This window comes from Streptomyces antarcticus, from assembly GCF_026627255.1.
Taxonomy (GTDB): Bacteria; Actinomycetota; Actinomycetes; order Streptomycetales; family Streptomycetaceae; genus Streptomyces; species Streptomyces antarcticus.
Genome location: NZ_JAPNLM010000010.1, coordinates 111,946 through 131,926, shown reverse-complemented (window position 1 = coordinate 131,926; position 19,981 = coordinate 111,946). Strand labels below are relative to the sequence as shown.

Sequence of the window (19,981 nt, the reverse complement as noted above, 5' to 3'; positions counted from 1 at the left end):
TGAGGTGAACGGCCGGTCGATCGTTCCGACCGCCGGAAAGCAGCGGCAGCTGCTGACGCTCCTGGCGCTGAGGTGCGGCCGGGTGGTGCCTATCGCGACGCTGATGGAAGAGCTCTGGGGGGACTCGATCCCGCGCAGCGGGCTCACCACGCTCCAGACCTAGGGCAGGGCGCTGCTCACGCCGTCGGCGATCATCATCCACATCGGCTGGCCGCCCGTCCCGAAGGCCGAGGCGAGGGCGTAGCCGACCGACGCGTCCGCCGGGCGGAGTTCGGCGTCCTCCTGCCATTCGGCGAGGACCAGCTCGTCGCCGTCGGAGGAGAAGTCGCCGAGGTGCGCGCCGTCGCGGGTCAGCCGGCTGCTGGGCACGGAGTCGGGGACCAGCCGGTAGCGCGCTCCGTCGTACTCCACGTCCACCCGGTACGAGCGCCTGGCCAGGCCGCCCTTGGCGGGCCTCAGCCCGACCTTCCGGCCGTCTATGCGCATCGTGAGGTGCTCGGGGTCCCGGGTGCCGATGGCGGTCTGCGGGTCCGCCTCGGAGCCGGGGTCGCGCTCCAGGGTGACGCGGGGGATCCGCTCGCCCTCGACCTGGAGGGACAGCTGCCCGTCCTGGCGGACGGTGATCTCGCCGAAGCGCGTGTCCTCGATGGGGGTTCGGTCGGGGTCGTTCATGAGTCGAGTCCTTCGGTGCGGTCGGAACCCGCGGTTTCGTCACGGGCGGTACGGCCGTCTCGCGCCGGGCCCTGCCCGCGGCGGACCGCTCGAGCGGGGTCACGCGGCACCTCGTCGACGGACCGGCCCCCTCAGGGTAGGCGGACGAAGTCGACCTCGGACGGGGCCTCTCCGGGCCAGGACAGCCGGGCCGGGGCCGGCGGGTTCTCCGCGAGGACGCGCCCGCGCGCGACGACGTACCGGGGGCGGACCTGGCGGCGGACCGCCTCCAGCGGGGTCGGGGCCGGGAGCAGGACGAAGGAGGCGGGGGCGCCCTCCGCGATGCCGTACTCCGCCTCCGGCAGGCCCAGGACGCGCGCGGCGCGGTCGGTCACCATCGCGAAGGCCTCCGGGATCTCGTCGGCGCCGGTGAGCTGGGCGGCGTACACCCCGACGAGGGCGGTCTGGAGCGGGTTGCCGGTGCCGAGCGCGTTCCACGGGTCCATGACGTCGTCGTGGCCGAAGGCGACGTTGACCCCCGCCGCCAGCATCTCCTTGACCTGGGTGAGGCCGCGGCGCTTGGGGTAGGCGTCGAACCGGCCCTGGAGGTTGAGGTTGGCGAAGGGGTTGGAGACCAGGTTGATCCCCGAACGCGACAGCAGGCGCTGGAGTTTGTAGCTGTACGCGCCGCCGTAGGAGCCCATCGCCGTCGTGTGGGAGGCCGTGGCGCGTCCGCGCAGGCCCGAGCGCAGGGCCAGGGTGGCCAGCACCTCCACGAAGCGGGACTGCTCGTCGTCGATCTCGTCGCAGTGCGCGTCGACGCGCAGCCCGTGTTCCTCGGCGAGCGCGAAGGCGATGCCCAGCGAGGCGACCCCGTCCTCCCGCGTGTCCTCGAAGTGCGGGATCGCGCCGACCACGTCCGCGCCGCGCCGGACCGCCTCGCGCAGCAGCGCCTCGCCGTCCGGGAAGGAGACGATGCCCTCCTGCGGGAAGGCCACGATCTGGAGGGTCATGAAGTCCCGTACGCGGTCGCGCACTTCGAGCAGCGCGTCGAGGGCGGTCAGGGCCGGGTCGGTGGTGTCGCAGTGGGTGCGCACGTGCAGCACGCCCTGCGCCGCCTGCCAGCGCAGCACCTCGGTGGCCCGGCCGACGACGTCGTCGCGGGTCAGGGTCCGCTTGCGCTCGCTCCAGCAGGCGATGCCCTCCCACAGGGTGCCGGAGGCGTTGGGGCGCGGCTCACCGGCGGTCAGGGCCGTGTCGAGGTGGATGTGCGGTTCGACGAAGGGGGCGCTCAGGAGCGACCCGTGGGCCTCGATCAGGACGCCGGTGGCCGGGGGTTCCTTCTGGTCGTCGTGCGGCAGGACGCGCGCGATCCGGCCGTCCTCGCCCACCTCCACGTCCCAGAGGCCGTCCCGGCCCCGCTCGTGGCCTTCGGTGTGCAGCAGCCGGGCGCCCCGGACGATCATCCGCATGCCGCCAGCGTACGCACGCGGCCCGCGGCCCGGCGGGAGGCGGTGGGAAGCGGCGGGCGGGCGGTTCCGGGCGGCGCCCGTCCGGCGGGGTCTTCCGGCGGGGTCGTCGTTCGGGGACCGGGTGTGGCAAGAATGGGAGGCATGAGCAGCGACAGCGATGTGACCGGCAACGACGAGACCGGCAACGACGAGACCGGCGACGGCGTGAACGGCGACGTGAACGGCAGCGGCATGAACGGCGGCGGCGCGCACGGCGCCGGAGCGACCCCCGGCGCCGCCCCCGACACCACCCCCGACGCGGTCCCCGAGTGGGAGAAGCGGTTCCGCGCCCCGCGCGTCGGTCTGCCCGAGTGGGCCGAGGACGCGCCGGACCGCTCCCTCTTCGTCTCCAACGCGACCGGCACCTTCGAGCTCTACGCCTGGGACCGCTCCACCGGCGCCCAGCGGCAGGCCACGGACCGCCCCAACGGCACCACCGACGGCACGCTCTCCCCCGACGGCGAGTGGATCTGGTGGTTCTCCGACACCGACGGCGACGAGTTCGGCACCTGGGTCCGCCAGCCCTTCGCGGGCGGCCCCGACGAGCCGGCCACGCCCGGGCTGGAGCCCTCGTACTCCGCGGGCCTGGCCATCGGGCGGGACGGGACGGCGGTCGTGGGCCGGTCCACCGACGAGGACGGCACGACGATCCACGTGGTGCGGCCGGACGGCAGCGCGCCCGCCGTCGTCTACCGGCACCGCGAGTCCGCCGGGGTGGGCGACCTGTCCCGCGACGGCTCCCTGCTCGTCATCGAGCACACCGAGCACGGCGACGCCATGCACTCGGCGCTGCGCGTCGTCACCCTCGACGGCGCCACGGTCGCGGAGCTCGACGACTCCGAGGGCGGCACCGAGGACCTCGGCCTCGCCGTGCTCGGCTTCGCCCCCGTCGACGGCGACACCCGGCTGCTCGTCGGCCACCAGCGGCGCGGTCGGTGGGAGCCGATGGTGTGGGACGTGTCCACGGGCACGGAGACGGAACTCGGCATCGAGCTGCCTGGCGACGTCAGCGCAGAGTGGTACCCGGACGGGTCGGCGCTGCTGATCGTGCACAGCTTCGAGGCGCGCAGCGAACTGTGGCGCTACGACCTGGCCGAGCGGGCCCTGGTCGCGGTGCGGACCCCGGCCGGGACCGTGTCCGGTGCGACGGCCCGCCCCGACGGGACGGTGGAGTACCAGTGGTCCTCGGCCGCCGAGCCCGCCTCCGTACGGTCCACCGCGGGCGGGGTCGTACTGGACCCGCCCGGCTTCCGGCCGCCGGGCTCGGTGCCGGTCGAGGACATGTGGGTGGAGGGACCCGGCGGGCGGATCCACGCGCTGGCACAGCGGCCCGTCGGCCACGGCGACGGCCCCTTCCCGACCATCTTCGAGATCCACGGCGGCCCGACCTGGCACGACAGCGACGCCTTCCTGGCGACCCCGGCGGCCTGGCTCGACCACGGCTTCGCGGTCGTCCGCGTCAACTACCGCGGCTCGACCGGCTACGGCCGCGAGTGGACCGACGCCCTCAAGCACCGCGTCGGCCTGATCGAGCTGGAGGACATCGAGGCGGTCCGCGCGTGGGCGGTGGAGTCCGGCCTCGCGGACCCGGCGCGGCTGGTGCTCTCGGGCGGGTCCTGGGGCGGGTACCTGACCCTGCTGGGTCTGGGCACCCGGCCGGACGCCTGGGCGGTGGGCCTGGCCGCCGTACCGGTCGCCGACTACGTGACGGCGTACCACGACGAGATGGAGGCGCTGAAGTCCCTGGACCGCACCCTCTTCGGCGGCACCCCGGAGGAGGTCCCGGACCGCTTCGAGGCGTCCTCGCCGCTGACGTACGTGGACGCGGTGACGGCCCCGGTGTACATCGCGGCGGGCGTCAACGACCCGCGCTGCCCGATCCGGCAGATCGACAACTACGTCGACCGGCTGGCGGCGCGCGGCGCGGAGCACGAGGTGTACCGCTTCGACGCGGGCCACGGCTCGCTGGTCGTGGAGGAGCGGATCAAGCAGGTCCGGATGGAGCTGGAGTTCGCCCTGAAGCACCTCCCCCGCTGACCCCGGAGAACCGAGCCCCGGCAGACGGAACCGGTCGCACCCCCCGTACGGTGGTGGGGTGCACCGGTTTCTCCTGACCCCGCGCTGGTGGGGGATCAACGTCTTCGTCGCGCTCGGCGTCCCCTTCTGCCTGTTCATGGGGACCTGGCAGCTCGGCCGGTTCGAGGACCGCGTCGACTCCCACCGCGAGGCGACCGCCGAGCGGCCCGCCGACCGGGCGGCCGCCCCGCTGGCGTCGCTGCTCCCGGTGGACAAGAAGACCTCCGGGCAGCCGGCCGCCGTGTCCGGGGAGTACGCGGAGCAGCTGCTGGTCCCGGAGCGGACGCTCGACGGGAAGCCCGGCTTCTACGTGCTGACGCTGCTGAGGACCGACTCCGGCAAGGCCGTCCCGGTGGTACGGGGCTGGCTGCCGGGGAACGCGGACCCGGCGGCGGCGCCGGCCGCGCCGGCCGGGCGGGTGGACGTCACCGGGGCGCTGCAGCCCCCGGAGAACTCCCGTACGAAGGGGGTCCATTCCGAGGGAGGGCTGCCCGCCGGACAGCTGGGGGTGATCGGCGCCGCGTCGCTGGTCAACATCGTCCCGTACGACCTGTACGACGCGTGGCTGACGGTGCGGACCCCGGCGGACGGCATGCTGCCGGTGCCGCCGCAGGCCCCGAACGACACCGGGCTCGACCTGAAGGCCTTCCAGAACCTCGGCTACACCGGCGAGTGGTTCGTCTTCGCCGCCTTCGTGCTGTTCATGTGGTTCCGGCTCTACCGCCGCGAGATCGAGACCCTCCGCGACGCCGAGGCCGGTCTCCTCCCCGCGGAGGAGACCCCCACCGCCGCTTCCGCCGCCACCGCCGAAGCCGCGCTCCGGCGCGCCTGACGGCCCGGCGCCTCCGCCGCCCCGCGGCGCTCGGGCCACGGCGCCGGCACCGCGCTCTACGGCGCCGGCGCGTCCAGCGGGATCGAGCCCGTCCGGTACAGCGTGCCCCCGCAGGCCTCGGGGATCGTCGTCTGCGTACTCGGCGACCCCGCCACCGGAGTGTGCGCGACCGCGACCCCGGCCGGGTCCGGGGACGGCGGGCCCGTCTGCGGGTCCGGGCCCGCGCCCGCCGTGCCCCCCGTACCGTCCGCACCGCCCGGAGCGGCGCCCGCGCCGTCCGCGGAATCACCCTGCGGCGGCTTGGGACCCGCCGGGGTCGCCGCCGGGCAGGACTCCCCCGAGGGAACCCAGGCGAAGCGCACCTCGTACGCCGTGTTCGGCTGGAGCACCAGCAGCGGCGGCGCCGCCGACGGGTCGGGCAGCAGCCCGCTCGCCGGATCGCCCGCGGTGTGGCCGACGACGGCGGTGCCCGTGCCCGTACCGGGCGCGGCGGCCGCGGCCGTCACCCTGTCCGCGCCGGAGACGATGCAGCCGCGCACCGACACGTTGGTGACCTTGAAGCTGCCGTACACCCTGCCGTCGGCCTCGGGGGCGCGGGCCGAGGCCACCACTCCGAGCTGGTCGGCGCCGCAGCGACCCACCCCCTGCGCGGCGGGCGGCTGGGGTCCGGTGACCGGGAGCTGCCCGCTCTGGCCCAGCGACGAGCCGGACGGCGTGCCGGCGCCCGAGGGTCCGGCGGAGGCTCCGGTCCCGCCGGTCGGCGACCCGGTGGCGGCCTGGTCCGGCTCCCCGGTGGTGCCGCCCGCGTCGGGGGCCGCGCCCGGGGAGCGGGTGGCCCTCGGATGGGCCCCGGCGCCGTTCTGGTGCGGGTCGGAGGAGGCGGTGCCCGCGGTGGCTCCGGACCGCTCGCCGTGCCGGGCCATCGCCGAGCGGTCGGCGGCCGTGTTCCCGCCGCCGCTCAGGTGCACGGCGGCCGGGATCCCCGCGCCGGCCAGCAGCGCGGCCGCGGCGGCGCCCACGACGGCCCGGCGCCTGCGGCTCCGGCGCGCGGGGACCGCGTACCGCAGCCGTTCGAGCGCGCCTTCGGAGGGCTCCAGGCCCTCGACGGCCCCGTGCAGCAGGCCCCGTAGCGCCTGTTCCTCGCCCGCCCCGCACAGCGGGGTGTGGTCGTCCGTCATGACTGCGCAGCCTCCATCGCCACCCGCAGTGCGGCAATCCCTCGCGATCCGTACGCCTTCACCGAACCGATCGATATCCCGAGCGTCTCGGCGACCTGGGCCTCCGTCATGTCCGCGAAGTAGCGCAGCACCAGCACCTCGCGCTGTCGGCGCTGGAGTCCGCGCATCGACTTGATCAGGTCGTCGCGCTCCAGCTGGTCGTAGGCACCTTCTTCGGCGCTGGCCATGTCCGGCATCGGCTTCGACAGCAGCTTGAGGCCGAGGATGCGGCGGCGCAGCGCGGACCGGGAGAGGTTGACGACGGTCTGGCGCAGGTAGGCCAGTGTCTTGTCCCGGTCGCGGACCCGGTTGCGGGCCGAGTGGACGCGGATGAACGCCTCCTGGACGACGTCCTCGCAGGAGGCGGTGTCGTCGAGGAGCAGTGCGGCCAGGCCGAGGAGCGAGCGGTAGTGGGCCTGGTAGGTCGCCGTGAGGTGGTCGACGGTGGTGCCCGCCACCACCGGCGCGGCTTCGGCGGCCGCGCTCCCGGCCACGGCGGCCGTGTCGCCGCCCGCCGCCGTCCCGTCGCCGGCCGCCCCGTCGTCCGCCGCTGTCCCGGCGCCGCCGCGCGGCGCGGGCACGCGCCCGCCCCGGGCCGACGCGGGAGCCCGTACGGACGCCTCGGAAGGCCCCGTCGGCGGGACGGGAACGATCACGGGGAAACCGCCGCCCGGCGCGCGGGATCCCCGGCGCGACGGAACGGTCCCGGTGCGCGCCGGCAGGACGGCCAGGTCGAGAAGTGCCTCTGCCACGCCTGTAGGACGCGCGTCCCCCCGCGAGGGTTGTACGCGCCGGGCAACCTCGCCCGCGATATCCCCATTGCCCTCATGCGTTCCCGATCTTCCCGATTGCCCCGGTCCTATCGAGACGGCAGTCGGGCCATCACTTTGATCAAGGGATCAGCACCGATCCTACAAAGCGAAATACGCAAATTCACCCGCGATCAGTTCCGCGATCTGCGTGGCATTCAGAGCGGCGCCCTTGCGCAGATTGTCGGCGCACACGAAGAACTCCAGCGCGCGCGGGTCGTCGAGCGACACCCGCACCCGCCCCGCCCAGGCCGGATCGGTCCCCGCGGCGTCCGCGGGGGTGGGGAACTCGCCCGCCGCCGGGTCGTCCACGAGCACCACGCCGGGCGCCGCCTCCAGGATCTTCCGGGCGTGCGCGGCGTCCACCGGGTTCTCGAACCGGGCCCGCACGGTCAGCGAATGCCCGGTCACCACCGGCACCTGTACGCAGGTCACCGACACCGGGAGCCGCTCCAGGTCCAGGATCCGGCGCGTCTCGGCCCGTACGGCCAGCTCGTGCGAGGACCAGCCGCCCTCGCACAACTCGCCCGACCAGGGAACGACGTTGAGGGCGAGCGGCGCCGCGAAGGGGCCGGTGTCCTCGCCCACGGCCCGGCGCACGTCGCCGGGGTGCTCCCCCAGGGAGGTGCCGGCGACCAGCGACAGCTGGCGGCGCAGCGCCTCGGAGCCGGCCCGGCCGGCGGCGCCCGCGGCCTGGTACGAGGAGACGGCCAGCTCGGTCAGGCCGTACTCGGCGTGCAGCGCGCCGAGGGCCGCGCTCATCGCGGCGGTCACGCAGTCCGGGCCCGCGACGATCCCGCGCGGCCGGATCCGTACGGCGTGGGCGTTGACCTCGGGCACCACCAGCGGCACCTCGGGGTCCGCGCGGAACGCGGCGGACTGGTCCACGACGACGGCACCGCGCGCGGTGACGACGGGCGCCCACCGGGCCGAGACCGCGGCGGGCGTGAGGAAGACCACGACGTCGCCCGGGCCGAGGCCGTGGAAGGCGTCCTCGGTGAGGGCGAGCACCTCGGTCGCCTCCGCGCGGACGGCCAGCACACGGCCGGCCGAGCGCGCGGAGGCGATCAGGCGGATGTCGCCCCAGACGTCCGCCCGCTGGGACAGGATCTGGAGCAGGACGGTACCGACCGCTCCGGTCGCCCCGACCACGGCGAGAGCCGGGCCGGAGGACCGGGGCGCGGTCATCGTCCGGTGCCTCCGTAGACGACGGCCTCGTCGTTGTCGGAGTCGAGGCCGAAGGCCGTGTGCACGGCGCGGACGGCCTCGTTGACGTCGTCCTGACGGGTCACGACCGAGATGCGGATCTCCGAGGTGGAGATCAGCTCGATGTTCACGCCGGCGTCGGACAGGGCCTGGAAGAAGGAGGCGGTGACGCCGGGGTTCGTCTTCATGCCCGCGCCGACCAGGGAGATCTTGCCGATCTGGTCGTCGTAGCGCAGGGAGTCGAAGCCGATCCGGTCCTTGGCCTTCTCCAGGGCGTCGATGGCCTTGTGGCCCTCGGCCTTGGGGAGCGTGAAGGAGATGTCGGTGAGGCCCGTCGAGGCCGCCGACACGTTCTGCACGATCATGTCGATGTTGATCTCGGCGTCCGCGATGGCGCGGAAGATCGCCGCGGCCTCACCCGGCTTGTCCGGGACGCCGACGACGGTGATCTTGGCTTCGGAGACGTCGTGCGCGACTCCGGAGATGATGGCGTGCTCCACCTGCGCGTCCCCTTGCGGATTCTCGTTGCTGACCCAGGTGCCCGGCAGTCCCGAGAAGGACGAGCGGACGTGGATCGGGATGTCGTAGCGGCGTGCGTACTCGACGCAGCGGTGCAGGAGCACCTTGGAGCCGGAGGCCGCGAGCTCCAGCATGTCCTCGGAGGAGATCCAGTCGATCTTCCGGGCCTTCTTCACGACGCGGGGGTCCGCGGTGAAGACGCCGTCGACGTCGGTGTAGATCTCGCAGACCCCGGCGTCCAGCGCGGCGGCGAGCGCCACGGCGGTGGTGTCCGAGCCGCCGCGGCCGAGGGTGGTGATGTCCTTGGAGTCCGCGGACACGCCCTGGAAGCCGGCGACGATGGCGATGTTGCCCTCGTCCAGCGCGGTGCGGATACGGCCCGGCGTGACATCGATGATGCGCGCTTTGTTGTGGACCGAGTCGGTGATCACGCCTGCCTGGCTGCCGGTGAACGACTGGGCCTCGTGGCCCAGGTTCTTGATCGCCATGGCCAGCAGGGCCATGGAGATCCGCTCTCCGGCGGTCAACAGCATGTCGAACTCCCGCCCGGCAGGCATCGGGGACACCTGCTCGGCGAGATCGATCAGCTCGTCCGTCGTGTCGCCCATCGCGGAAACCACGACGACCACCTGGTGGCCGTTCTTCTTGGCGTCCACGATCCGCTTGGCGACACGCTTGATGCCTTCGGCATCGGCTACGGAGGAACCTCCGTACTTCTGCACGACAAGGCCCACGTGCGCTCCTCGCTCAGTCCGTCTCATTGCTGGTGCAGTCTAACGAGCGGCCGCGATCCGACCGCTTCGTACCACATCATGAGACGAAAAGATCAGCCCAGAAGTTCCCGCGCCGGGACATCCGAACGGGCCGCCACCAGGCCGCCACCAGGCCCCTCACCTGCGGCCGAGGCCCCCGAGCTCCTCCGCCATGACCACCCCGGCCTGCTCGGCCAGGTCGTCCTCGGCCAGATCCTCGTCGGTGTCCAGCCCGTCCAGGGCCGCCAGCGGCTGGTCCAGGCGCACGTGGGCCACCAGGGACTGCAGGGCCCGCAGGGTCGCCGAGGCCGTCGGGCCCCAGTTGGTGAAGTACGAGAACTGCCACCACCACAGCGCCTCGGTGATCCGCCCCGCCTGGTAGTGGATCAGGCCGTGCCGCAGGTCGGCCACCACGTCGGCCACGTCGTCGGAGATCCGGTGCGGGACCGGGGCCTTGCGCGGCTCGTAGGGGTCGAAGACCTCGGAGTAGACGTCGACCGGCTCCAGCATCACGGCGAAGCGCTCGCGCAGGTCGTCCACGTCAGGCTCCGGGCCCAGGTCGGGCTCGTAGCGCTCGTCGGGCAGTACGTCCTGGTACGCGCCCAGCCGGCCGCCCGCGAGCAGCAGCTGCGAGATCTCCAGCAGCAGGAACGGCACGGCGCGGTCCGGATCCTCGCCCTTGGCCACCTCGGTGACCGCGACGATGAACGAACCGATCTGGTCCGCGGTCTGGACGGCGAAGTCGCCCGGTTCCGGGCCCGCTGCGTGCAGGGTTGCGTCAGACATCGAGAAGTCGCCTTCCTTCAAAGGCCCGCCCGAGCGTGACCTCGTCCGCGTACTCCAGATCTCCCCCGACGGGGAGCCCGCTGGCCAGGCGGGTGACCTTGAGGCCCATGGGCTTGAGCATCCGGGCGAGGTAGGTGGCGGTCGCCTCGCCCTCCAGGTTCGGGTCGGTGGCGAGGATCAGCTCGGTCACCACCCCGTCCGCGAGGCGCGCCAGCAGCTCGCGGATGCGCAGGTCGTCCGGTCCGACGCCCTCGATCGGGCTGATCGCACCGCCGAGGACGTGGTACCGGCCCCGGAACTCGCGCGTCCGCTCGACCGCGACGACGTCCTTGGGCTCCTCCACGACACAGATGACCGTGGTGTCGCGGCGCGGATCGCGGCAGATCCCGCACCGCTCCTCCTGCGCCACGTTCCCGCACACCCCGCAGAACCGGACCTTGTCCTTGACCTCCAGCAGCGTGTGCGCGAGGCGGCGGACGTCGGTGGGCTCGGCCTGCAGGATGTGGAAGGCGATCCGCTGCGCGCTCTTGGGCCCGACGCCGGGCAGCCTGCCCAGTTCGTCGATCAGGTCCTGGACCACGCCTTCGTACAACGGACTGCCTTCTTTCGTTTCGGTTTCCCGCCGCGAGGCGGGTGCGGGGGACTAGAAGGGGAGGCCGGGGATGCCGCTGCCGCCGCCCAGGCCCTGGGCCAGGGGGCCCAGCGCCTGCTGCTGGAGCGCCTGGGCGTTCTCGTTGGCGGCCTGGACCGCCGCGACGACCAGGTCGGCGAGGGTCTCGGTGTCCGCCGGGTCCACGGCCTTGGGGTCGATCACCAGCGCGCGCAGCTCACCGGAACCGGTGACCGTCGCCCGGACCAGACCGCCGCCGGCCTGGCCCTCGACCTCGGTGCGCGCGAGTTCTTCCTGAGCCGCGGCGAGGTCCTGCTGCATCTTCTGGGCCTGCTGGAGCAGCTGCTGCATGTCGGGCTGGCCACCACCGGGAATCACAGGTCATTCACTCCGTACCGTCGGGACGCTTGGTCAATCCGAGCCTACGTGCTCCCCGGGCGCAGCGCCCTACGCCGTGAGGACCAACTCTTTCGAGTGAGGGAGCGGGCGTGCGCGTACCTGCTGGAGACCTCCTTGCGGGCGGAAATCCCGGGAATCGTCGTCCGCCGCCCGTCATTCGAAGGTAGGAAGAGCATGCGCACCATTGCGCACACGCGCACCACCAGTCGTCAGCGCAGGCAGAGGGAGTGCCGGGTGAGCCAGCCGGAGATGCAGCCCGAAGGGCCACCCCGGGATCCCCGGGAGGAGGTCGACGGGCCGGTGGCGGCCGGCGACCTGATCGGCCTGCCGTTCCCCCTCGGGGACTGGGGCGAGCCCGCCGAGCGGCTCGACGAGCTGTACCGGCGGGTCGAGGCCGACGCCCTGCGCACCGCCGAGTGGTACCTCGCCGACCGGGCCTGGAAGCGCGGGGGCGCGCGGGTGCTGCGCGGGGCCGCGGCCGTGGGCGCCGTCACGGGCGCCGCGATGCCGCTGCTGGAGCTGACGGGCTCGGTGCCCGGCGCGGCCTCCTACGGGTACCTGGCACTGCTGCTGGGCGCGGCCGCGCTGGCCTGCGACCGGTTCTTCGGGCTGACGTCCGGCTGGATGCGCAACGTGGCGACCGCGCAGGCGGTGCAGCGCCGGCTCCAGACGCTCCAGTTCGACTGGGCCTCGGAGAACGTACGGGAGGTGCTCGGTCCCACCGAGGGCACGGCGAGCGAGGCCGCCGAGCGCTGCCTGACCGTGCTGCGGCGGTTCTCCGAGGACATCACCGAGCTGGTGCGCTCGGAGACGGCGGACTGGATGGTGGAGTTCCGGGCCGGGCCCGCGCCCCTGGTGATGCAGTCCCTGGGCGCCTCGGCGGGCCGGGTGGAGGCGGGCATCCCGCCGGCCCGGTTCCCGCTGCCGCCGGGCACCCGGCCGAACATGCCGCGCCAGCGCCCGCCGGAGCAGCCGAGGTAGCCGCTGCGGCGGGGCGGGCGGGGCGCGGGTCGGGCGGGGCAGGGGCGCGGGTCCGGAGTTTTCCCGTCAGCTGAAGATGATCATCGAGCCCTGGCCGAGGCTGCGGGTCGCGGCCGCGTGCAGCCCGAGCCAGACGTGGCGCTCCCGGGCGAAGGGGCTGTCGTCGTACGGGATCGGCCCCGCGGGCTCCTCCAGCGAGGTCGGACGGCCGGGCGGCGCGGGCGGCGCGGGCGGGTTCCCCGGGTCTATCCCGATCGCCGGAGCCACGAAGAGCAGCTCCCGCAGCAGCCCCTGCGCGGATCCGAGCGGGCCCCCTCCGGCGAGCAGCTCCTCGTTCGCCAGCGGCGCCGCGAAGTCCACCGGGACGTAGGCCCCGGCGTGGTCGTAGTGCCAGACCAGGTGGGACTGCTGGGCGGTCGGCTCGAACATCTCCAGCAGCTGCTCGTAGTCACCGCCCAGCTCGTCCACCGGGGTCACCGGCAGTCCGCAGAGCTGGAGGAGGTAGGCCCGCCGCAGGAAGTGCAGGGCGTCGTAGTCGAAGCCGGCGACCGGGGCGACGTCCCCGCTCAGACCCGGCATGTAGGAGAAGACGGGCACGGACGGCAGCCCGGCCTCGCCCAGCGCCTTGTCGTACGAGGCGATCTCTTCCGCGAAGGGGTTGTCGGGGCTGTGGCACAGCACGTCGACAAGGGGGACCAGCCACAGGTCACAGGCCACGCGGGCTCCGATCAGTCGTTGCCGCCGATCGGCCAAGCGTAGTGCGCCCAACACCCTCCGCGAAGGGGTGCGCAGAACCCGGTCGGCGTACGGCCGGTTCCGTGCCGCGCGGATCGGCGCCCCGCCCCGTCCCCTGCAGCCCGTCCTTACAGCCCGGCGGCCCAGTCCAGGCCGTGGCGGTTGTAGTCGAGCACCAGGCCGCGCACGGTCTCGGCGTCCGCCAGCGTCACCGCGTCCACCAGCTCCCCGTGCCGGTCCCACAGGGCTGCCCGGAGCTGCGGTTCGCGCTGGAGGTGCGGGACGGCGAAGACCCAGCACTGGATCCGGATGCGGTGCAGGAACTCGGAGATGTAGGTGTTGCCGACCAGCCCGCTCAGCTCCCGCCAGAAGCGCAGGTCGTAGCCGATGAGCACTTCGAGCGAGCCGCTCTGCGCGGCGCGCCGCGCCTCCTCGGCCCGGCGGCGCACCGACACCAGCATCTCGCCGGAGCCGGGCACGGTGCCGCGCTCGGCGAGCCGGCGGAATATCCCGTCCACGATCAGCGTGCGGGCCTCGATCATCCCGCGGAAGTCGTCGACGGAGTAGACGCGGACCCGGAACCCCCGGTGCTGGACCAGTTCGAGCAGCCCCTGCGCGGAGAGGTCCACGAGGGCCTCGCGGACCGGGGTCGCCGAGACCTCGTACTGCTCGGCGATCTGCTTGACGGTGAACTCGGTCCCCGGCGGCAGGCGTCCCGCAAGGACCTCGTCCCGCAGCGCGTCCGCGATCTGCTGGCGAAGGGTGTTGCGGGTGACAGCTCCGCTGCCTGGCATAGGGGTCCGTTTCCTCAGTGAGAACTTCGGACACCTTAGGCCAGGCAGCGCGGCCGAAACCGAGCGGTCGGCGATCGTTATGCGGATTTGGTACCCGTTATGCGGACGCCGCCGTGGTGTGCCGGTCGGCCACCGTCAGGGCCTCGTCGAGCAGGGCCAGACCCTCCTTGGCCTCCGCCTCGGAGATGGTGCACGGGGGGACCACGTGCGTGCGGTTCATGTTGACGAAGGGCCACAGGCCCGACGCCTTGCAGGCGGCCGCGAACTCGGCCATGGGCGCGTTGTCGGCCCCGGCCGCGTTGTACGGGACGAGCGGCTCGCGCGTCTCCTTGTCCCGTACGAGCTCCAGGGCCCAGAACGTGCCCAGCCCCCGCACCTCGCCGACCGACGGGTGCCGCTCGGCGATCTCGGCGAGCGCCGGGCCGATCACGTTCTCCCCGAGGTGGGCGGCGTGCGCGACGACGCCCTCCTCCTCCATCGCGTTGATGGTGGCGACGGCGGCGGCGCAGGCCAGCGGATGGCCGGAGTACGTGAGCCCGCCCGGGTAGGGGCGCGTGGCGAAGGTCTCGGCGATGGCGGCGGAGATGGCGACGCCGCCGAGCGGCACGTAACCGCTGTTCACGCCCTTGGCGAAGGTGATCAGGTCGGGGGTGACGCCCCAGTGGTCGGCCGCGAACCACGCGCCGGTCCGGCCGAAACCGGACATGACCTCGTCGAGGATGAAGACGATGCCGTGGCGGTCGCAGAGCTCGCGCACGCCCGCGAGGTACCCGGCGGGCGGGGTCATGATCCCGGCGGTGCCGGGGACGCTCTCCAGGATGATCGCCGCGATGGTCTGCGGCCCCTCGAAGGCGATCGTGTCGGCGAGGTGGGTGAGGGCGCGCGCGCACTCCTCTGCCTCGGTGGTGGCGTGGAAGGCGGAGCGGTAGAGGTACGGGCCCCAGAAGTGCACGACGCCCGCGGCGGCGGTGTCGGAGGGCCAGCGGCGCGGGTCGCCGGTCAGGTTGATCGCGGCGGCGGTGGCCCCGTGGTACGAGCGGTAGGTGGACATCACCTTCTGGCGGCCGGTGTGCAGCCGGGCCATGCGGACGGCGTTCTCGACGGCCTCGGCGCCGCCGTTGGTGAAGAAGATCTTGTCGAGGTCACCGGGGGTCCGCTCCGCGATGAGGCGTGCGGCCTCGGAACGGACGTCCACGGCGAAGCCCGGGGCCAGGGTGCAGAGCCGGGCGGCCTGCTCCTGGACGGCGGCGACGACCTTGGGGTGCTGGTGGCCGATGTTGGTGTTGACCAGTTGGGAGGAGAAGTCGAGGAAGCGCTTGCCCTCGTAGTCCCAGAAGTACGAGCCCTCGGCCCCGGCCACGGCGAGGGGGTCGATGAGGGCCTGGGCGGACCAGGAATGGAAGACGTGCTTCCGGTCGGCGTCCTTCACGGCGGCAAGGGTGTGCGGGGAGGCATGAGGGGTCATGGCGCCACGCTAGAAGTGCCCAGGTGGGGACCGATATCGGCGGACTGTATGGGGGTGGGGGGCAGGCCTCGGCAGTCTGTCTGCGCGGACGGCCCGAAAGGGACCGCGGGGGACTTGCGGAGGGGTACGGGGGGCTTGCGAAGGGGTACCGGGGGGCTCGCGGAGGGCTTTCCGGGGCCTGCGAGGGGGGCCTTGCGGGCCGGATCCGACCGGCTGTGCGATTGACAGCATGCTGCCTTTATGACAGTCTATTGTCATAGCAAGTCGGTGTCGGAAACGAGGCGGACGGAACATCGTGCCTCGCAGTCGCCACCGGAATCGATGTTGGAGGCGAGCACCATGAGCGAGACCCCCCGCAAGCCCGTCCACCTCGCGGTCTACGACACGTACGCGGACTGGGAGACCGGCTACACCACCGCGCACCTGACCCAGCGCGGCCACCAGGTCCGTACGGTCGGCACGGTCGCCGGGGAGCCGGTCACCACCATGGGCGGTGTCCGCATCCAGCCTGACCTGGCGCTGGCGGAACTGCGACCGGAGGACTCCTCGCTGCTGATCCTCACCGGCGCCGAACTGTGGGACTCGGGCGAGGAACTGGCCCCCTTCGCGGCGAAGGCCCGGGAGTTCCTGGCCGCGGGAGTGCCGGTCGCGGCGATCTGCGGGGCCACCGCCGGCCTCGCCCGGGAGGGCCTGCTGGACGGCCGGACCCACACGAGCGCCGTCTCCTTCTACCTGGCGGAGCAGCCGGGCTACGGCGGCGCGGAGCACTACGTCGACGCCGACGCGGTCACGGACGGCGACCTGATCACGGCGGGCCCGACGGACCCGGTGGCCTTCGCGCGCGAGGTGTTCGCACGGCTCGACGTCTACGAGCCGGACGTCCTGGACGCCTGGTACCGCCTGTTCCGCGACTCGGACGCGAGCGCGTACCCGGTCCTGATGGCGGCAGCGGCGGCCGGCAATGCCTGACCTGGCGACGGGGCCTGCCCTGGCGACGGGGGCACCGGCGGAGGCGGCCGAGGGGGCGGGGGCGGCCCCGGAGGCGGGGGCGCCGGCCGCGGGCATACCGGGCCGGGCCGACCGCGCCCGGCAGGACCTGCTGAGCAGCACCGCGCTGGAGGTGTTCCGGCTGAACGGCCAGTTCCTCGCCCTCTCGGAGGAACTGGCCCGGCCGGCCGGGCTGACGGCCGCCTGGTGGCAGGTGCTGGGGGCCGTGCTCCGGGAGCCGCTGCCCGTCTCGGGCATAGCCCGGACCATGGGCATCACCCGGCAGAGCGTCCAGCGCATCGCGGACCTGCTGGCGGACAAGGGGCTCGCGGAGTACGCCCCGAACCCGGCCCACCGCAGGGCGAAACTGCTCCGCCCGACGGAAGCCGGCCGCGCGGCGATCTCCCGCATCGCCCCGGGCCACGCGGCCCTGGCGAACCGGCTGGCGGACGCGATGGGCGACGACGCCTTCGCGGAGACGGTACGCGTCCTGGAACGCCTGACAGCAGCCCTGGACACCCTCCCGGACCCCACCCACCCCTGACGCCCCAGCCCCGCCGCCGTTTGAAGCGCGGGTCCATCCCCGCCGCCGTTTGAGGCGCGCCCCTCCAGCCCCGCCGGCGTTTGAGGCGCGGGTCCGGGCAGAGCCCGGCGGCCCCGGCGCGCAGCCGGTACGGGCCACCCCACCCCCGGAGCCGGAGGCACGGCCCCCCTCCCCGCCGGGGCATGAGGCACGGGTCCGGTCCGGGCAGAGCCCGGCAGCCGGACCACCGCGCAAGGGTGCGGGCGTCAGCCCGCCGGGACCCCGCGTTCCGGCCCCCCGCCCGAGCCCACCCCACTAGGCTCGGATCCACGGCCAGTCCAGGGGGAGGGGCCACCCGGCCATGGAGCAACTGCACCCGCACGACCCGCACCGCATCGGCCCGTACCGCCTACTGTCCCGGCTCGGCGCCGGCGGCATGGGCCAGGTCTACCTGGCCCGGTCCGACCGCGGCCGCACCGTCGCCGTCAAGCTCGTGCACCCCGAGCTCGCCGCCCGCGAGGAGTTCCGGATCCGGTTCCGCCAGGAGGTCGCCGCCGCCCGCCGCGTCGGCGGTGCGTGGACGGCCCCGGTGCTCGACGCCGACACCGAGGCCCCGACCCCCTGGTTCGCCACCGGCTACATCGCCGGGCCCAGCCTCCGCCAGGCCGTCGCCGCCGACTTCGGCCCGCTGCCGGGGCGTTCCGTACGGATCCTCGCCGCGGGCCTCGCGTACGCCCTCCAGGACATCCACCGCGCCGGGCTCATCCACCGCGACCTGAAGCCCTCGAACGTCCTGCTCACCCTCGACGGCCCCCGCGTCATCGACTTCGGCATCGCCCGCGCCCCGGCCGGCCCCGACGCCGGTCTGACCCGGACCGGCGAACTCATTGGCTCCCCCGGGTTCATGGCCCCCGAGCAGATCAACGGCGTTCCGGTCACCGCCGCCTGCGACGTGTTCTGCCTCGGCGCGGTCCTGGCGTACGCCGCCACCGGCCGGCTGCCGTTCGGCGACAGCGAGCGGCCCGGCGGCATGGCCGCGCTGCTGCTCCGCATCACCGGGGCCGAGCCGGACCTGACCGGCGTACCGGCCGGCCTCCTCGACCTCGTGCGGGACTGCCTGCGCCGTAACCCCGCCGAGCGGCCGGGGCCCGCCGAGGTGCTGGCCCGGGTCGGCGCGGGCGACACCGTGGCGGACGGGCGGGCCCTGGAACCGTGGCTTCCGGGCCCGTTGGTGGCCCAGCTCGGGCGGCACGCCGTACAGCTCCTGGACCGCGAGGACGCCGGCCCGGACCGCGCGGAGCCAGAACAGGAGCCCAGGGCCGCGGCCCCGTCCCCGTACGAGCCGCCGTATCAGCCGCCGTATCCGGCCCCGTACGGGCTCCCGTACCCGCCGCCCCACCCGGGCGGCAACGGCGCGGCGCCGCGACCGACGCCTCCGCGGCTCCCGGCGTCCCCGCCACCGCCACCGCCACCGCTGCACCCGTCGACGCTCCCGACCCGTTACGGCGCCCCGACGCTGCCGACCGGCCACCCCGCGTACGGACCGCCCCGGGCGGAACCGGCTCCGCGTCCCCGGACCGCGTCCACCGCCTTCCTCCTCGTGGTGGCCGCGGTCGTCGCGGTCGCGGCGGGCGGCACGGTGTACGCCGTGATGGGCCGCGACCAGGGCGTACGGCCGCCCGGCAGCACTCCCCGTACGCCCGCCGTCGCCGCCCCCTCGGACCCGGCCGCGCCGTCGCCGTCGGCCCCTGCCACCGCGGCGGGCGCGTCCGGGGCCGGGACCTCCGCCGCCGCCGGCCGCCTTCCCGACGCCTACCTCGGCACCTGGCGCGCCACCAACGGCACCCAGACGTGGCAGCTCACCCTCGGTCCCGGCTCGGTCGGCGACACCGTGATGTCCCTCTCCGTCCGGGACCCCGCCTTCGCCTGTTCCTGGGAGGCGCCCCTGCGCAGCGCCTCCGAACCGGTGGAGCTGGACGGCTCCACCGTCACCTCGGGCGACCCGGTGACCTGCGCGCCCGGCGGGTGGAGCCGACTGCGGCTGCTGCCCGGCGGGGGCCTCCAGCGGGAGCTCGTCGGCAGCGACAGTCCGCCGCTGACGTATCGCGAACAGTGAGCATCACCGAATTGTGTCGACGTCAATAAGCTTGCAAGCAGAGCTTGTTACGTATGACGGCGGCGTCGGACACTGCCGCACATGGAGCCGTTGAACGTAGTGGCACAACTGTGGGAGCGGATCGAGGCACGCGACTGGGACGGGGTGGCCAGGCTCATCGCCGAGGACGCGGTCATCGAATGGCCCGTGAGCGGTGAGCGCATCGTGGGGCGTGCCAACTTCATCGCCGTGAACAGCGACGACGGCTATTCGGACGAGAGACCGGTGGAACTGCTGCGCATCCTGGCGGACGAGGACCTCGTCGTCACCGAGGTGGAGATACCTCAGGACCACGTCGTCTACCGGGCCGTCTCCCTGTGGACCGTGCGGAACGGGGAGATCGTGCGCGCGAGGGAGTACTGGACCAGCCCCGGCCAGGACCCTGCACCGCGCTGGCGGGCGGGGTACGTGGAACCCCTGCTGGCGGACTGAGCCGCCCGCTGACGTCAGGCGGCGCCGAGCCGTCAGGCGGCGCCGAGCCGGTCCAGCTCCTCCCCGATCGCGGCGCGCAGGCCGTCGTGGCGGGGGGCCAGGGCGTGTTCCTCGCCGCGCCAGTACGCCTCCCGGTCGTACAGCCAGACCGGCATCCGGACGAGGTCGTCGGGCTCCCAGTCGTAGCGGGGCCAGATGTGGGCGTGGAGGTACGGATCGGTGTTGCCCAGGATCTCGATGTTCACGCGGCGGAAGGCCGGGTCGAGCCGGCGGCAGGCCAGTTCGACGGCCTCGGCGAGCCGCTCCATGTCACAGAGGTACGCGGTCCTGCGCGCCCGGGGGAGGTCGGAGAGCCGGGTGACGGCGGGGTCGTCGGTCAGCAGCACCGCGTACCCGGGCAGGAACTGCCGGTCGCCGATCACGGCGAAGCCCGTGTCGAGGCGGCGTAGGACGGTGGGGTTCTCCCCCCGGTGCGCGCTGCCGATGCGGTCGTGGCGCCACGCGGTATCGCTCATGACGAGACCCTAACGAACGGCCGGGC

General features: G+C 73.8%; 21 protein-coding genes. 8 read left to right on the top strand and 13 right to left on the bottom strand.

Going from position 1 to position 19,981, the window contains the following annotated elements:
• Positions 1-4 precede the first annotated feature (4 nt).
• Complete coding sequence (locus OTB16_RS17405) at positions 5-163, top strand: AfsR/SARP family transcriptional regulator (RefSeq protein WP_476470168.1); 159 nt, start codon at positions 5-7, stop codon at positions 161-163.
• Here the strand turns inward: OTB16_RS17405 and OTB16_RS17400 are convergent.
• Entirely contained in the window at positions 160-672 is a 513-nt protein-coding gene (locus OTB16_RS17400) for a hypothetical protein (protein WP_267721146.1), read from the bottom strand. The genes OTB16_RS17405 and OTB16_RS17400 overlap by 4 nt on opposite strands.
• 131 nt (positions 673-803) lie before the next feature.
• Positions 804-2,123, bottom strand: a complete 1,320-nt coding sequence (codA, locus tag OTB16_RS17395) for a cytosine deaminase (RefSeq protein ID WP_267721145.1) — start codon at positions 2,121-2,123, stop codon at positions 804-806.
• 231 nt (positions 2,124-2,354) lie between these two features.
• Between codA and OTB16_RS17390 the strand changes: the two genes are divergently transcribed.
• Both OTB16_RS17390 and OTB16_RS17385 read left to right on the top strand, forming a co-directional pair.
• Positions 2,355-4,199 (top strand): S9 family peptidase, encoded by a 1,845-nt coding sequence (locus OTB16_RS17390; protein WP_267721231.1) that lies wholly within the window; start codon positions 2,355-2,357, stop codon positions 4,197-4,199.
• 58 nt (positions 4,200-4,257) lie between these two features.
• Positions 4,258-5,070, top strand: coding sequence for an SURF1 family protein (locus OTB16_RS17385; RefSeq protein WP_267721144.1), 813 nt, complete (start codon positions 4,258-4,260; stop codon positions 5,068-5,070).
• A gap of 56 nt (positions 5,071-5,126) precedes the next feature.
• Here OTB16_RS17385 and OTB16_RS17380 read toward each other — a convergent pair whose 3' ends face one another.
• The 7 genes from OTB16_RS17380 to OTB16_RS17350 all read right to left on the bottom strand — a co-directional run bounded on the left by OTB16_RS17380 (position 5,127) and on the right by OTB16_RS17350 (position 11,347).
• Entirely contained in the window at positions 5,127-6,248 is a 1,122-nt protein-coding gene (locus OTB16_RS17380; protein ID WP_267721143.1) for a hypothetical protein, read from the bottom strand.
• Positions 6,245-7,039 (bottom strand): SigE family RNA polymerase sigma factor, encoded by a 795-nt coding sequence (locus OTB16_RS17375; RefSeq protein ID WP_267721142.1) that lies wholly within the window; start codon positions 7,037-7,039, stop codon positions 6,245-6,247. Before OTB16_RS17375 ends, OTB16_RS17380 begins: the two co-directional genes overlap by 4 nt.
• A gap of 159 nt (positions 7,040-7,198) precedes the next feature.
• Complete coding sequence (locus tag OTB16_RS17370; RefSeq protein ID WP_267721141.1) at positions 7,199-8,284, bottom strand: aspartate-semialdehyde dehydrogenase; 1,086 nt, start codon at positions 8,282-8,284, stop codon at positions 7,199-7,201.
• A complete protein-coding gene (locus tag OTB16_RS17365) occupies positions 8,281-9,555 on the bottom strand; it encodes an aspartate kinase (protein ID WP_267721140.1) in 1,275 nt (424 codons plus the stop codon). The genes OTB16_RS17370 and OTB16_RS17365 overlap by 4 nt, the downstream gene beginning before the upstream one ends.
• A gap of 156 nt (positions 9,556-9,711) precedes the next feature.
• On the bottom strand, positions 9,712-10,359 hold the full coding sequence (locus OTB16_RS17360; protein WP_267721139.1) for a DUF5063 domain-containing protein: 648 nt from the start codon (positions 10,357-10,359) through the stop codon (positions 9,712-9,714).
• Entirely contained in the window at positions 10,352-10,951 is a 600-nt protein-coding gene (gene recR, locus OTB16_RS17355) for a recombination mediator RecR (protein WP_267721138.1), read from the bottom strand. Before recR ends, OTB16_RS17360 begins: the two co-directional genes overlap by 8 nt.
• A gap of 51 nt (positions 10,952-11,002) precedes the next feature.
• Positions 11,003-11,347, bottom strand: coding sequence for a YbaB/EbfC family nucleoid-associated protein (locus OTB16_RS17350; protein ID WP_267721137.1), 345 nt, complete (start codon positions 11,345-11,347; stop codon positions 11,003-11,005).
• Between the two features lie 255 nt (positions 11,348-11,602).
• Between OTB16_RS17350 and OTB16_RS17345 the strand changes: the two genes are divergently transcribed.
• Positions 11,603-12,349: an SLATT domain-containing protein gene (locus OTB16_RS17345; RefSeq protein ID WP_267721136.1), complete on the top strand. Its 747-nt coding sequence runs from the start codon at positions 11,603-11,605 to the stop codon at positions 12,347-12,349.
• A 66-nt stretch (positions 12,350-12,415) separates the two neighbouring features.
• Here OTB16_RS17345 and OTB16_RS17340 read toward each other — a convergent pair whose 3' ends face one another.
• The 3 genes from OTB16_RS17340 to OTB16_RS17330 all read right to left on the bottom strand — a co-directional run bounded on the left by OTB16_RS17340 (position 12,416) and on the right by OTB16_RS17330 (position 15,343).
• Positions 12,416-13,066, bottom strand: coding sequence for a hypothetical protein (locus OTB16_RS17340; RefSeq protein WP_267721135.1), 651 nt, complete (start codon positions 13,064-13,066; stop codon positions 12,416-12,418).
• A gap of 146 nt (positions 13,067-13,212) precedes the next feature.
• Entirely contained in the window at positions 13,213-13,878 is a 666-nt protein-coding gene (locus OTB16_RS17335; protein ID WP_267721134.1) for a GntR family transcriptional regulator, read from the bottom strand.
• Positions 13,879-13,975: 97 nt separating this feature from the next.
• On the bottom strand, positions 13,976-15,343 hold the full coding sequence (locus OTB16_RS17330; RefSeq protein WP_267721133.1) for an aspartate aminotransferase family protein: 1,368 nt from the start codon (positions 15,341-15,343) through the stop codon (positions 13,976-13,978).
• 339 nt (positions 15,344-15,682) lie between these two features.
• On the opposite strand from OTB16_RS17330, the gene OTB16_RS17325 reads away from it, so the two are divergent.
• The 4 genes from OTB16_RS17325 (at position 15,683) to OTB16_RS17310 (ending at position 19,440) form a co-directional block, all read left to right on the top strand.
• Complete coding sequence (locus OTB16_RS17325) at positions 15,683-16,312, top strand: type 1 glutamine amidotransferase family protein (protein WP_267721132.1); 630 nt, start codon at positions 15,683-15,685, stop codon at positions 16,310-16,312.
• The gene (locus OTB16_RS17320; RefSeq protein WP_267721131.1) at positions 16,305-16,874 is read left to right on the top strand and encodes a MarR family winged helix-turn-helix transcriptional regulator; all 570 of its coding nucleotides are present in this window, start codon (positions 16,305-16,307) and stop codon (positions 16,872-16,874) included. The genes OTB16_RS17325 and OTB16_RS17320 overlap by 8 nt, the downstream gene beginning before the upstream one ends.
• A gap of 340 nt (positions 16,875-17,214) precedes the next feature.
• Positions 17,215-18,969 carry a serine/threonine-protein kinase gene (locus OTB16_RS17315; RefSeq protein WP_267721130.1) on the top strand — a complete coding sequence of 585 codons (1,755 nt, stop codon included), beginning with the start codon at positions 17,215-17,217 and terminating at the stop codon, positions 18,967-18,969.
• Between the two features lie 81 nt (positions 18,970-19,050).
• Positions 19,051-19,440 (top strand): nuclear transport factor 2 family protein, encoded by a 390-nt coding sequence (locus OTB16_RS17310; protein ID WP_267721129.1) that lies wholly within the window; start codon positions 19,051-19,053, stop codon positions 19,438-19,440.
• Between the two features lie 32 nt (positions 19,441-19,472).
• Here the strand turns inward: OTB16_RS17310 and OTB16_RS17305 are convergent, their stop codons facing one another.
• Positions 19,473-19,955, bottom strand: coding sequence for an HIT family protein (locus OTB16_RS17305; RefSeq protein WP_267721128.1), 483 nt, complete (start codon positions 19,953-19,955; stop codon positions 19,473-19,475).
• Between the last annotated feature and the right edge of the window lie 26 nt (positions 19,956-19,981).